The organism is Legionella fairfieldensis ATCC 49588 (genome assembly GCF_000621525.1).
In the GTDB taxonomy this organism is placed as follows: Bacteria; Pseudomonadota; Gammaproteobacteria; order Legionellales; family Legionellaceae; genus Tatlockia; species Tatlockia fairfieldensis.
In genome coordinates this window covers 109,524-123,144 of the sequence record NZ_JHYC01000009.1, presented here as the reverse complement: position 1 = coordinate 123,144, position 13,621 = coordinate 109,524, and the positions used below count along the sequence as shown (strand labels likewise).

Here is a 13,621-nt window from a genome sequence, read left to right as displayed (position 1 = left end):
TTGTCGTATCTTGTAATAAAAGAACCACAGAATGTTGTTTCATTCGAGAAAATGTTGATTCTATATGAGGTATTAAAATGCTTTCTGTAGTCACTGCCTCATGATCAAAGAAGCGATAAGCTGCTTTTGTTTCGTGCCATCCTCCACATGCTGCTGGAATACTTAGATTCGCTGAATTACCTAATTTATCAAATAAAGTAAGAAGCCGCGCGTGAAGTCTTTTGTCACCTGGCTTTACCGTTTTCATCTCTTCTGCTGCCCAACTCATATTTATCATCCTGATATACGGACGAGCAGTATACTATTATTGAATTGAATAACAGTAATTAATACTTATGGGTAATGATGTGTACATTTGGGGTTGAGCCACAAAAATTAGATGTAAAGTTTATTCTGTATTAATTCAAGATCTGTTTTTATATTTTCAAACGATAATGCATCAGAAGAGGCGGAAATAAGTGCTTGAGAAGCGGCAATTACAAAATGATCTGCCATTGAAATGTTCATGCCAGCTTCTTCTAATTTATTTGCAAGAATGGATGTACGTCTGAGAATTGTTTGTTGATCAAATGATTTTTCAAAATTAAATCCCTTTTTTTTGCAAACGAGGATTGCATCAAGGCTAATAGGATTTTTAGCTGCGCTCTTAGGGTTGGAAGCACGTAGTTCGGCATGTACAGGATGAGCTGCGACTACTGATAGTCCAGCTTTTATTATCGCTTCATAGATCGCAGCCCATCCTTCGGGGCGCGAATGATGAAAGCTAAAAGCAAGTACTCCATTATCTTTGAGAACTCTTCGGCATTCAGAAAATACAGAAGTAAGTTGTTTGGCAAAAACACGTGGGTCTTTGTGTTGAACTTCACCAATATCAGATGAATCTGGACGATTGAACCATGGGTAACGTGATTTAAGAACAGGAGACAGCCATGCAAAGAAAAAATCGCTTAACTCACTATAATGAATAAAATCGAAATATGGCGTGTCTGTTATAATCGCATCGACAGAGACATCAGGAATAGGAAGATGTGAGCTGTCTCCATTAAGAATTAATAGTCCCTGATCAGTTGAAATAAAGTCTTGCCAAGATTCAACACGATTTGCATTTATAGGATCACTCGCTAGAGTTTTACGTGATTTTATTTTTTTTCCCATCAAGTCACGTTCAAAATCCACTTCAAATGGTTCATCAAGGTAATTTTTTGCACGAATTAAACGCGATTCAAAAAGTGAGCAAAAAGTACCGCTACTTCTTTTTGTTCCCCAAACAGAGTTTTCGAGCGGCGCACGCTCCGGTTTTAGAATATGATTCGAAAACATGTGCCTAACTGCTCCGGTTCCTTCTCCTTTATAACTACAAAAAAGATTATTAAACTCAAGAGTGCTTGAGAATAAGCATAGTAATTGTTCTTGAATGTTCCTATCCTCAATTTCAAGAATGCCTTCTAATAATAGGCCAAGACAAAGTAGCTGCCTTTCATTGAAAAAATCTCTCCAATGAGTATAGTTATAACCTAGTGCTTGATCAGTATTATGCCCTGGTCGAATGGCCAACGTAGGTAGCGGTAATGCTTCTATTTTCAGACGAGTTCCAGCATTTTCAAATAGCGCCAAATCCTCTTCTTGTGCTGACAGATAGACTTTTTCCCCATTAGCTTTTAAGGCCAGCATTGCGTAGAGTTGGTGTGAAGGAGGCGTCTCATCGGCTGCTAATAGTTCCTTTATACGGTAACGAATTCCTGTTTTAGCAATTACATGCTGTCCTTCTACAGGTCCTTTTTGCGGGTTAAAACGATGTTGGCAGTGTGGACAATCTAATTCGGTGATGTCATAGCGTTCTTCGATTACATCCCAACATTGAGGACATATAATCTGTGCCTTGGGTTTTTTTCTGGGGTAGGCGTCTTGAGAAAAAATATATCGTGAAAATAATGGAATCTTTTCACCATCAGGAGTAATTAATATTTTTACCCAAAAATAATATAATACAGGAATTAACTCACCTGTCTCAGTATCTCGAGTTTGATAGTAACGTTGAATCTGTGGGGCAACATTTTGTTCTAGTTTTGCAAAGGCAGCTCTAAGATCTGATTCTGATACGCGAGTAAATGCTTGATTTACTAAAAAACTGCTAACTGGGTTGATATCACAACCTATAGCTTTTGCGCCAAGTTTCAAAGTTTCACCTAGAGTTGTTCCACTCCCCATAAAGGGATCAAGAACAATTTTTCCTGTTAATTTATGGTGCTTATAAAAATTCTTCCAAATATCAATTTTGGAATTACTTAAGGCTGCAAGTGTAATGCCTCTAAATACTGACCCGAGACGTGTCGCCCACCATTTATGGATGTGGTAAATTGGGCGGTTTATTTCTTTACGCCAACTCTCTTGCTCAGCAATTTGGCTAATTTCAACTATAGGAAAATCATGTTCTATAGCATGCGTTTTATTTTCTATAATGGGGGGTGTGATAAATACACTTTCGGTGACAGTATTCACTTTTCATATACTCCATTATCTTTAATTTTTGAAGAGGTATCCTTCATTGAAACAGGTTTGGAGGTTTGACTAGTAAGTCGATATGCAATAAAACAATGTTCTGTGCCAGCATTTGGATTGGGCACTCGCTCTGCGTGGAGTTCATTTGTACGTAAATCAAATGTATAACCAACTACGAGTGTTTCAGACTCAACGCGTGTAAGTTTCCCTACTTCTTGATAGCGTGAATCAGGCTCCATGCTATTAGGAAGAATCAGTGTCATAAGTCCTGTTGTGCCTTCTGTAAGTGCAAACGGGGTAGGAGCAACATACATTTTCCGATCTCGGATCATAATATCCCCATATGTATCAAAGCCCTTTACACTTTTATTTTTATGAATATAGTCATGGTCAGCATTAAGAAAGTCACCATGACATATTACTAAATCAATTACAGGATACTGTTTTCGACCATTACCTTGATCTGTGAATTGTGCCAAATCTGCTGGGTATCGGCCAAATACGTAAAAGATTTGACGCCCATTATGGTACCCCGTTGGAACTTGACTGTTCGAATCATAATCTCTCTCTCGTCCAGGCCATGAAAGTCCCTTAATTTCGTAACCTTCAGTGTATTCTACTAAACAAAAATCAGGATAAGTATTGCGTCCGGAACCTTCAAAATGCATATCGAGTTGTTGGAGACGTTTTGAAACCAATTTTGAAAATGAAATTCTTTATCCTTAGAGCTGATCGATTCGATTAGTTCGCCAGATTGAACGGCTAATACACATTGTTCGAATAAATTAAAACAGGTTGTTTTTATCATTAAGAGGTACCTTTTTTAGGCTATTCGTGGTGACATTCATTTGATAATTCTTATCTGGAGAATGAAATTAAATTTTGGCAGTCATTTTGACATCAACTGGTTAATAAGTCATGTTGTTGATAGTGAAATTTGAAGGATTTTTAAAATATGATGTAACATGCCTTCTTTTTTAGTTTTCTGATTGGGAATAAGTGGCTCAAAAGGTAGGGCATGCTCTTTAGCTATGCGTGTTAGCAACATACGGAATGCATCAGACACGGTTAACCCCATCGATGCAAGCACGGCTGAAGCCTCTTCTTTAATATGCTCATCATTCATATTCGGGCGTATCTATTCAATTTACATTTTGGATGAATAAATCCCGAAATTATTAGGTCAAATAAAAATAGAGAGAAAAATGTTTTCCCAGATTAATTCCAGACATGTTTAATCCTTAAATAAACTGTGGCTGCCCCCTATCCATTGATGGATTTGTTACTTCAATTACTTCTTTTGAAGAAGTAATCATTTGTGCTAAAAGCGAAGAAACATTTGGCTGCACTATAGGGATATTCGCGTCTTTTTTTAATAACAAGCCGTTTTGCTCACAGGTTCCTATAAATGAGAATAACCCATCAAAATATCCGTTGATATTCAAAAACCCAATACTTTTCTTAAGCTCCCCAATTTTTATTGCATTCCACGTTTCAAATGCCTCTTCCAGCGTACCAAGACCACCTGGCATAACAATAAAAACATCAGCCATTTCTTGCATCATTCTCTTTCTTTCTTGCATGGTATCGACAATATGTAATTCATCTAATAGGTCTAAAGGCTTTTCTTTTTCAATAAGGTTTTGGGTTATTATGCCGATTGCTTTTCCACCCAGCTCTTTAATAGTAGTAGCTAAAAGCCCCATCATTCCTAAACTTGAACCTCCATATACCAGAGTAAGCTCCATATCGGTTAATTTTTTAGCTAATAAAACTACTGCTTCACTAATTTGGTTATTATTGCCAGAGTTAGCACCTAGATAAACACAGGCTGATTTCATTGATATCTCTATTTGTTTTAAAAGACTAAAAGGATAGATTATAAATTCAAATGATGTAATACGTAAAAATACTCAGGTTAAAATGTTTGAATTCCTTATCTGCATAAACGATTTTGCCGCCTACTCAGTGAGTACCGAGGTATTGCCTTGATAGATTCTTCTGCAACAAGCATGAAATCGTTGGAAAGAACAGCCAAGTCAGCATATTGTCCATGTCATACTGCATTTTAAAGTGCAATAAAGAATTCTAAAAACAGTGTTTTTTGTAATCGAATGAATTCAGTAATGAAATTTTTAGTGTTTATCCTCGTCCAGAATCCATGCCACATTCCTTTCTTTCGCATAGTCACGAGGTGTTTTGCCGTGTTGATCTTTACTATTAATTAATTGATTTAAATTCAAAGTTAAAATTTTATTGTAAATAGTACGAATAATGTTCTCATCCCCATAGCGACAAGCCAGATGAAGCGCAGTAGAGCCATTTTGTGTTTTTTGCTGCAATAATTTTTCAATGTCGGAAAAATAGTCTACCAGTCTGGGGGAACCCTGTATAATCGATAAATGTAATAGATTTTGGCCTCGTCTGTCTTCTAAAAAAAGTTGCTTCTGATTTTTATTGAGTACTTCGGAAATAATTTCAATATTATTAAAACGTACGAGCGATAATATCAGGTATTCGCCTTCAATGGTCGGAGTTAGCAGTTTTTCCTGATCGGTTTTTGATAATAGCTCCCGTATACATTTTAATTTTTCACTATCAGAAACACCGCTGCGCATTGATGCGGCTAAATAGATAGGAAGTTTTTTACTGTCATTAAATATATTCACATTTTCAGGATGAATTTCTGATAGAGCTTCTACCGTATCTATATCGCCATGAAGCCCCGCCAGGTGTAAGGCTGTATTTCTTTGCATATTTTTTTGCATAATGATTTCCTTTGTTTCAATTTGAAAAATAATAAATCATTTGCCATAGTATAGAACATACTAATAAAAAATGATTGGTTAATGATGAATCCAATAAATAAAGAAATACTTACCCAACAGGATCTTTCGGCGCTCCAGCCTTACGCCAAAGAATATGAGCAGCTTAATCAATTAATTGCTAAACTTAATACACTAGTGACAGATTATAACAATTCCTCCAAAAAATCAGTGACTGCTCTGCAGAAAATTGATGCGTTTTCTGAGCAAATTGTTACTTATTGTCGAGCTAATCCTACTCTTCCTAATAGTAAGTTTATGACCTGGGTTCTACAGGATCCTGTTGCTAAAGAACTCTCTCAACTTTCTTCTCATTCCCAATCATTTAATAAACAAAAGATTTTTATGGCGTCATCACGGACGGATTCTTTTATACCGAGTTTGTCTGATTGGCAGAAAAAAACGCTTCCTAAAAAGAATGTTATTATAAAAACAGAGCGATCCAGTCAATATCAGGAAATAGATACCTTACTCTACAAATTTCATCAGGCTACGTTAAGATCAAACGAACAGGCTCTGAAGACTGGATTGATTTTACAAAAGAAAGTGCTTCATTTGTTAAATAATTCCATTGCTTCTAATAAACCGTTAATGAAAAAACGGTTTAATACCTTATTGAGCCAGATTAATAATGACTTGAACCAATTAATTGAGTCGGATGAAAAATTAAAACAAACTTATGCGGCTATTCCGCAATTGCGTTTAATTAATCCGTCAAGAGAACAAGATAAAATTAAAGAACTGGTAAAACATTTGGCTTTTCAGCAAAAAGATCATGTAGCAGGTGATTTTCACTTACACTATTTAGGGGGAAATAATAATAAAAACTGGTTGGCTATTAATGAAGAAACTGGCGAACACTATGTGATTCGTCTGGAAAAGGCAGATGCCCCTCCAAGTGATTATCTTTTAATTGATGAAGTCAAAAAACAAACTGAACTTAATCATTATCTTGCCAAAGATTTTATTTATCATCCTGTTCAGGCGGAAGGCAGGGATTTTAATCTCGCTGTTTCAGAATATTGTTTAAGAGGGGATATTTTAACTTATTGTGGCACTAAACATGATCCAGCGGAAGTTTTGAATCTGGTGCTGGACACAACCGAGAAAGTGGCTGGAATGGCCTCTGCCTTTCACAAAGAAAATAAAGCTTATTTTGATATTAAACCCGAAAATTTCCTAATCCGTGAAGATGGCTCGGTGATTACAGCCGATATTAAATCCCTTCAACGTATTACGAGTAACGAAATAAGAGTAAATGACATAATTGCTATTACTCAAAGTTATATTCCCCCTGAGGGTACTCGCGAATTAAAACCTGGAGAAGAGAGTCCAAAGTTGCAGGTAGAAAAACTTATGGCTTATCAGATAGGGCTTTTGATGTATAGATTGCTTGTCAATTCAAAAGGAAACGATGACGATCCTCTTATTAATCAGTTAGTCGCACGAGATTTAAATTTAAATTTTGATTATCCTGTTTTTAAAACAAAAAAAGGTCAAGAAGCTAAACAATTAATCGAATTGGCCATCTCAGCTGATCCTGATCAACGTCCTTCTCTTGAAAGGATAGTAAAAAGTTGTCAGCAATTACGAAAAACCGATAAAGAGATAATTGATTCTTTCAACATACCGATAGAAAAGCGAAATAATTTAGAAGAGCTTGCTCATTCACTCTCAATGCATCCAAGACAATGATTTACTTAATAACAAGTTGAATCACGTTGTTTAAGAAGATAATTTTGTGCAGGAGGAAAAATAGCCTTTGTCGACGAAAGTCGGTACTCTTTGGGTTTTTGTCAGGCATAAAAAGAAAGATTTGTAAAAAAATATGTTAATCTGTACCCATTAAAACAATTCTTTTATACACTGGATAATGCAATACATAATTATTGGTAATTACGGCAATCATTCTTTAGCCGTTATGCAGTATCTTATTGACAGAGATTTATCTGCACTTCATTTTATTTATGTGGAAACAGGGTGGGCTTCCCCGTTCTGGAAGGACAGAGTACTTGCTTGTTCTGATTACGCACGTAGTCGAGGTGTGATAGTGCACACTTTAAAAGCGCCTGCCAGTTTTTCAGAGATGGTTATCGATCGCAAACAATTCCCCAGCCGTAAATTTCAATGGTGTGCCAGTTTCATTAAGGGTTTAACAATACTTGCTCATTTGGATGAAATTGATCCTGCTTGTGAAGCTCTAATCATCTCAGGTAAACGGCGTTATGATTCCAGGCGATACGCCGATTTAACCGAGTTTGAGGATAATAATGATTTATATCAGGGACGAACGCTGTGGTATCCTCTATGGCAGACATCCAATGAAGAATTTGCTGGGTTAATTAAGAAAACAAACCTTGAATGGTTATCACACCCCAGTATGGAATGCAGCCCTTGTATTCATAGTCCGATTAACGTATTGCCTCATCTTGACTCATCCACACTTGCTCGCCTGGAAGCGCTTGAGCAGGAAACTGGCCAAACAATGTTCCAACAGCCTATCCATCAGTTATGTGTTCCTGTGTCAACAGCTAAGGAAGAGAAATCCTGTTTGCAGCAGTTTGACGCGGGGTGTGGAGCAGTGTGGGGATGTGGAGAGTAACAGTCAACTAAAAAGAAGCATTCCGAGTTGCATTTATTTTACGAGTTGTCTATTCACTCCGGGGGGAACGGCTCATCAGATTATTGACGGCTTGTTGAGGAGTAACCTTGTCTTGTAATAACGCGTTAACTTGGGTACAGATAGGCATTTCTACTTTAAACTGGCTAGCCAGTTTACAGACTTGAGCTGCATTGTATTTTCCTTCCACAACCTGGCCGATGTGCTGTTCGGCATCTTGCAGAGCAATACCACGTCCCAGTTCCAAACCGAAACGTCTGTTTCTTGACTGGTCATCAGTACAAGTTAATACCAAATCACCAACGCCGGCTAAACCCATGAATGTTTCTGCTACGGCACCCATAGCATGACCTAAACGTCGCATTTCAGCCAGACCACGCGTAATTAGAGCGGCTTTGGCATTGGCACCATAACCTAAACCATCACTGATACCACATGCGATAGCCAGTACATTTTTTACTGCACCACATAGTTGTACACCAATCACATCGTTACTGAGATAAACCCGCATATTATGGTGATGTAAAAGCGCCTGGATAGAGTGTTGATAAGGTAAATTATTAGAAGCCAGGGTTAGTGCGGTAGGCAGACACTTGGCAACTTCACGGGCAAAAGAGGGGCCGGATATAATGGCTATGGGGTATGACTCACCCCATTTTGCAGCAACCAGTTGACTTAAAAGCTGATAACTGGCGGGATCAATCCCTTTAGTTAACCAGGCTAAACCATGAGAGGGTTTCTCTAATTGGGATAAAAGGGATGCAAACGCGTGGGAAGGCACCGCTACAATCACTTCTGAAGCCTGCTTCAGACAGCTTTTAAGATCTGTTTCTGGAACAAGCGTATCAGGAAAGGTTATCCCAGGTAAGTAGCGCTCATTACAACGCTGTTTGATCATGGTTTGGGTATGTTGCGAATTGTGTCCCCATAATAATACCCGATTGCTACAGGTTGCCAGGTGAATAGCAACGGCAGTGCCCCAGGAACCGGCGCCAAGTATAGCAATCGTTGATTTTTTCATCGCTTTAAGCTGCCATGAATTAATGAGTTGTTTCAGTGTTTTTTTCCTGAGCGGCTTTTTTCTTCTCTTCTTGTTGCTGTATATAAAGGGCATCAAAATTAATGGGCGCCAGCACTAATTGCGGGAAACTACCGTGAACGACCTGCGAGGTAATTATTTCGCGAGCATAGGGAAAGAGAATACTGGGACAGAAGCTACCTAATAAATGTTCCAATTGCTCCGCAGGAGCGCCTTGAATGCTGAAAATACCCGCTTGCTTTACTTCGGCCAGGAATGCCACAGTATTCTGGTTTTTCACCGTTGCCGTTACACTTAAAACAACCTCATAAACCCCTTTTTCCAATTGAACATGCTGGGTGTTCAGATCAAGAGATAATTCAGGTTCCCACTGTTGTTGAAAAATAGCAGGCGTATTGGGTGTTTCAAATGAAGAATCTTTAACATAAATGCGCTGTATCATGAATTGCGCTTCGGAGTTTTGTTGATTGCTTACTGCTTGTTCTGACATGGCTTTTTCCTATTTTCGTAAAAGTTCATCTAACTGTCCCTGGTTTTCCAGAGCATATAAATCATCGCAGCCACCTATAGGTTGGCCATTTATAAATAGTTGGGGTACGGTATGTCTTCCGCTTTTAGTGATCATTTCGTTACGTTTGGCTGGTTCATCATCGATCCGAATTTCAGTATAATTGATCCCTTTTTTCTCCAGCAGTTGGCGAGCGCGTATGCAATAAGGGCAATACGCGGTACTGTACATAATAACCGTGGTCATGATTTTCCCTTAACCAGAGGTAACTCGGCAGCTTGCCAGGCAGCAATACCTCCAGCCAAAACGAAAAGCTGTAAAAATCCTTGCTCTTTTAATTTGGCTGCAAGCGAAGCAGATTGTAAGCCACGCGCGCATACGAGAATAAGCGGTTTAGCCTTATATTTGTCCATACGTTGCGCAGAAAAATCATCGGGGGTTGCTAATATCGCGTCAATAATATGCCCTTTGCGAAAAGCTTCTGTTTCTCTTAAGTCAACAACGACCGCATTGTCATGATTAATCAGATTGACTGCTGCCTGAGGGGAAAGCTCTTTAGCCCGCTTTCTCTGAGCTAATGATTCATTAATAAAAATAAATACAAGAATACCAACCAAGGCTAGCCAAAGCGCCCAGTGATTTATAATAAACTGTCCTAACTGCCCCATATGTTGTCCGGTTAATGCAAATAGGCAATTATCCTTAGAATGGCGTTTTAACGCAAGTTATCCGATCTATTTTCTTTGTGCCTTGCACTAAAGCAAAATCGACAGGTTATGCAAGAACTCTAATAAGTACAGGGTTTTAAAAAGAGTTTATCGGGTAGTGTGACGTTACGTCCGCATGCCTGTATTAAATTTTCCTGTGTTAAACCTGAAACCTTGTTTAAATCGGCATTCGTGAAATTGGTCTGTTGAAAAATAACCTGATTCAATGAAGCACCCATCAGATTCGCACCTGCGAGGTTTGCCAAACCAAGATTCGTTTTATTGAGTTGAGCAAATTTCAGATTGGCGCTACTTAACCGAGCCTGTGTTAAATTAGCTTCACTCAAGTTCGCGTTTTGCAAATTAGCACAGTTTAGATTGGCTTGTATCAGATTGGTTTGGGAGAGATTGGCACCTTCTAAATTGGCCTGGCTTAAATTGGCGCCCTTTAGATTGGCTTTGGAGAAATTGATGTGGCTTAGATTTTTTCCAGCCAGATTGGCATTTTGTAAATTTACCCCACCTAAATAACTTGAATGGCTATTTATTTTAGCAGGATTTATCAGTGGTTGATCATTAAGTAACCGGGATAACTGCAAGTGCGCTGTAAGTTTCATAATATCAAAAACAGGGAGCGCCAGGACAAGATACAGGAAAGCAATAATTAATGCGATTATTGTGTTGACCTTTTTTATCAGGTCTAACCAGGGTTTTTTACTGAGGAAGATAGCTAAACTATAGCTGAGATGATAAGCAAAAAGAAAAAGAAGCAGTAATAAGAGTAAGAAATCTCCTGGGTTAAAACCATAATGATATATTTCCATCAAGGGAAATTTTAATATATAAAAAGCGTAAACAGTCATTAAAAAGAATAGAATATAAATTACAAGGGTAAACCAGCGCGGGTAAGGAGACTTGGTTAAACCTTCTTGAAAAATACCGTTAAATAACAAAAGGTTAATCAATAAAAGTGCAATAGTAACATACCAGAAATCTGCAAACTGTACGGGAGAAAAAGGAGCAACGAGTAAAAAATTCAGGCTGATTACTACTAATAATGGATAAAGAAAATAGCAAAATGACAACAAAACAGTTCTAATCTTGATCAAAATATCTTCGTATTGATGAAGAATAGTCATTGCAATACCAAAGAGGAAAAATGGCATAATAAAAGTGAAGGGGGGACTCTCTACGAGATCAGCAATAATTGAAATATGGATCAATTTAAAAAGTTGTGCTGCAAAAGTAAAAAAGTACCAGGTTAAGAGAATCAATAATTTAGCCAGAAGAATTTTTAAAACAAGCTGCCAGGCTTCGCTAAACAATGTTTGATAAGGAAAGTAAAATCGTTTTTCTTCCATGGCAACACAATAAAATACCAGCAGGATCAATGCACTGATCACACATTGTATTGTCAAAATTAAAACAACAGGACTCATGGTGTCTTGCCCGAGGCGGCTTAAATGGTACATTGCGTATCCATATATCCATCCCATTATTATTAATAGACCTGTCCCTTGAAGCACTGTTTCACGGGAGGGTAGTTTCAATTGAAAGGCAAAAAGAGGAAAGGTAAAGGCTACGATAGCACCGATGGTTCCTGCTGCACTGAAATCAGCGTGGCTAAACCAGTAAACAAGCAATCCTTGAATTAACCCGAGTAAAGGTCTTAAAAAAACCATATTTATCCTTTAACTTCATAGACTTGCCAAGTCTTTCCTGATTCTGTTTTTCATACCATTATGACCACACCTCTTTAGTCATTGCCCGTAAACGCTTGATGCGTTCACTGGTAGGAGGATGGGTAGCAAATAGCTGCGATAATTTCATACTGCTTAATGGATTAACAATAAACATATGGGCTGTATTAGGATGCGTTTCAGCGGCTGGAAACTGACCTTGATGGTTGGCATTCTCAAGTTTGGCCAGAGCGCTGGCTAACCAAAGAGGATGACCACATAATTTTGCGCCGCTTGCATCGGCTTCAAATTCACACGAGCGGGAAACGGCCATTTGAATAACGCCTGCTGCCATAGGAGCCAGAAGCGTCATTAGCATTGCTCCTAATGGGTTAACACGATTGCCATCACCATTCTCTGAGTGAGCCATCGAAGACCACATAAAGATATTTGCGACAGAGCTTATAGCACCTGCGATAGTTGCTGCAATGGCACTGGTTAGCGTATCGCGATTGATTACATGAGAGAGCTCATGGGCAAGTACCCCGGTAAGCTCTTCTTCGCTCATGTATTGCAGAATGCCCGTAGTTACCGCAACACTGGCATGCTCAGGATTGCGGCCTGTAGCAAATGCATTGGGCGTGGGTGTTTCGACCGCATACACTTTAGGAACGGGGATTTGTGCTTTTTTTGCCAATTGAGAGACTATCGCATAGACTGGGTGGCTTTTATCTAAAGGTTGAGCATTATAGGCTCTCAGAACCATTTGGTCGGAAAACCAATAGGCGCTAAAATTCATAAGGGCTGCAAAAAAGAATGCTAACAGGGCGCCTGCCTGTCCGCCTATCAACTTGCCTAAAACAATCAATAGTGCAGTAAGTGCAGCTAATAAAATAAAGGTTTTGGTTCTATTATCCATTACTGACTTTCCCTAGAGGTCTTCATTAAAAAAATAGCTATAAGCCCGATGAATTGCAAGTACATCTTAAATTTACACCATCACGGGTAGTGAGCTATTGCGGGGCTGGCCAACAGGTCCTCTATCAGCCTTGCCTTCGCATCGATGCATTCCTCCACCGTCCTTAAATCAGCGTCCTTCCTGCCTGTAGGCAGCGCGGTTAAACGCGCAAGGCAAGTGGTTAACAGAGCCAGATAACGGTGTTCTTGCGTTAGCTTTTCCATTTCAATCATTGGTTTCACCTCGGTAGACAATACACCTGCTTTCTATCCCACCACTCGTGGGTTAATTAAAGAATCCGGGACCCGTGGAAGGGGTATCGTCTTTTTCCTTTCCCTTCATCTGTTCCCTCACTTCTTCCATCATCTTTATCAGAAAACCTATCTGGTTTTTCTGAGTAGCCAGCTCGGTTTGCTGAACCTTCTCTCTCTCTTTCATCTCAATTATCTCGGTTTTTTGAGTAGCCAGCTCGGTTTGCTGAGCCTTCTCTCTCTCTTTCATCTCAACTATCATGGTTTTCTGACTATCCAGCTCTGTTTTTTGAGTAGCCAGCTCGGTTTGCTGGGCATCGAGCCTGGTTTGCCGAGCCTTCAGGGTTGCCTCATTTTGCTGTGATTCAGCTTTTAACGCACTGATTTGCTGGTCAATAATCCGGTTTTGTTCTTCGAGTTGTTGTTTCAATTCCCGACTTTTTTTACAGAAGAGGTCGACATCGCGCTGCAAGTCAGCGACTTCTTGGGCGAAATCGGGGTTCTGTTCCCCTTTAATTTCCCGGCATAACTTGTC

The 13,621-nt window shown here is 39.0% G+C and carries 16 protein-coding genes; 2 read left to right on the top strand and 14 right to left on the bottom strand.

Annotated features, from left to right (window positions below):
* The 6 genes from T345_RS0103635 to T345_RS0103610 all read right to left on the bottom strand — a co-directional run.
* Positions 1-268: IS4/Tn5 family transposase DNA-binding protein (locus T345_RS0103635; protein WP_028388152.1), on the bottom strand; the 268-nt coding region annotated here is incomplete at its 3' end.
* A 107-nt stretch (positions 269-375) separates the two neighbouring features.
* Positions 376-2,499, bottom strand: a complete 2,124-nt coding sequence (locus tag T345_RS13470; protein ID WP_035918064.1) for a DNA methyltransferase — start codon at positions 2,497-2,499, stop codon at positions 376-378.
* A complete protein-coding gene (locus tag T345_RS15290) occupies positions 2,496-3,197 on the bottom strand; it encodes a hypothetical protein (RefSeq protein WP_211249729.1) in 702 nt (233 codons plus the stop codon). The genes T345_RS13470 and T345_RS15290 overlap by 4 nt, the downstream gene beginning before the upstream one ends.
* Before the next feature lie 218 nt (positions 3,198-3,415).
* A complete protein-coding gene (locus T345_RS13460) occupies positions 3,416-3,625 on the bottom strand; it encodes a type II toxin-antitoxin system RelB/DinJ family antitoxin (protein WP_084273726.1) in 210 nt (69 codons plus the stop codon).
* Between the two features lie 115 nt (positions 3,626-3,740).
* Positions 3,741-4,340, bottom strand: coding sequence for an LOG family protein (locus T345_RS13455; protein WP_084273725.1), 600 nt, complete (start codon positions 4,338-4,340; stop codon positions 3,741-3,743).
* A 294-nt stretch (positions 4,341-4,634) separates the two neighbouring features.
* Positions 4,635-5,267 (bottom strand): ankyrin repeat domain-containing protein, encoded by a 633-nt coding sequence (locus tag T345_RS0103610; protein ID WP_028388151.1) that lies wholly within the window; start codon positions 5,265-5,267, stop codon positions 4,635-4,637.
* An 81-nt stretch (positions 5,268-5,348) separates the two neighbouring features.
* Here T345_RS0103610 and T345_RS0103605 point away from each other — a divergent pair, with 81 nt between their 5' ends.
* Together T345_RS0103605 and T345_RS0103600 are read left to right on the top strand one after the other, a co-directional pair.
* Positions 5,349-7,019, top strand: a complete 1,671-nt coding sequence (locus tag T345_RS0103605) for a protein kinase domain-containing protein (protein ID WP_028388150.1) — start codon at positions 5,349-5,351, stop codon at positions 7,017-7,019.
* 178 nt (positions 7,020-7,197) lie between these two features.
* On the top strand, positions 7,198-7,926 hold the full coding sequence (locus T345_RS0103600; RefSeq protein WP_028388149.1) for a phosphoadenosine phosphosulfate reductase domain-containing protein: 729 nt from the start codon (positions 7,198-7,200) through the stop codon (positions 7,924-7,926).
* A gap of 49 nt (positions 7,927-7,975) precedes the next feature.
* Here the strand turns inward: T345_RS0103600 and T345_RS0103595 are convergent, their stop codons facing one another.
* From T345_RS0103595 to T345_RS15560, 8 genes are all read right to left on the bottom strand, one after another.
* Positions 7,976-8,965, bottom strand: coding sequence for an NAD(P)H-dependent glycerol-3-phosphate dehydrogenase (locus T345_RS0103595; protein ID WP_028388148.1), 990 nt, complete (start codon positions 8,963-8,965; stop codon positions 7,976-7,978).
* Positions 8,966-8,984: 19 nt separating this feature from the next.
* The gene (gene secB, locus T345_RS0103590) at positions 8,985-9,473 is read right to left on the bottom strand and encodes a protein-export chaperone SecB (protein WP_028388147.1); all 489 of its coding nucleotides are present in this window, start codon (positions 9,471-9,473) and stop codon (positions 8,985-8,987) included.
* A 9-nt stretch (positions 9,474-9,482) separates the two neighbouring features.
* Positions 9,483-9,737 carry a glutaredoxin 3 gene (gene grxC, locus T345_RS0103585; protein WP_028388146.1) on the bottom strand — a complete coding sequence of 85 codons (255 nt, stop codon included), beginning with the start codon at positions 9,735-9,737 and terminating at the stop codon, positions 9,483-9,485.
* On the bottom strand, positions 9,734-10,159 hold the full coding sequence (locus T345_RS0103580) for a rhodanese-like domain-containing protein (RefSeq protein ID WP_028388145.1): 426 nt from the start codon (positions 10,157-10,159) through the stop codon (positions 9,734-9,736). The genes grxC and T345_RS0103580 overlap by 4 nt, the downstream gene beginning before the upstream one ends.
* 119 nt (positions 10,160-10,278) lie before the next feature.
* Positions 10,279-11,880, bottom strand: a complete 1,602-nt coding sequence (locus T345_RS14505) for a pentapeptide repeat-containing protein (protein ID WP_051555116.1) — start codon at positions 11,878-11,880, stop codon at positions 10,279-10,281.
* A gap of 58 nt (positions 11,881-11,938) precedes the next feature.
* Positions 11,939-12,796 carry a zinc metalloprotease HtpX gene (gene htpX, locus T345_RS0103570; protein WP_028388144.1) on the bottom strand — a complete coding sequence of 286 codons (858 nt, stop codon included), beginning with the start codon at positions 12,794-12,796 and terminating at the stop codon, positions 11,939-11,941.
* An 80-nt stretch (positions 12,797-12,876) separates the two neighbouring features.
* Positions 12,877-13,089 carry a hypothetical protein gene (locus T345_RS0103565; RefSeq protein WP_131777816.1) on the bottom strand — a complete coding sequence of 71 codons (213 nt, stop codon included), beginning with the start codon at positions 13,087-13,089 and terminating at the stop codon, positions 12,877-12,879.
* Positions 13,090-13,120: 31 nt separating this feature from the next.
* On the bottom strand, positions 13,121-13,621 hold a 501-nt coding region (locus T345_RS15560; RefSeq protein WP_211249728.1), incomplete at its 5' end, for a hypothetical protein.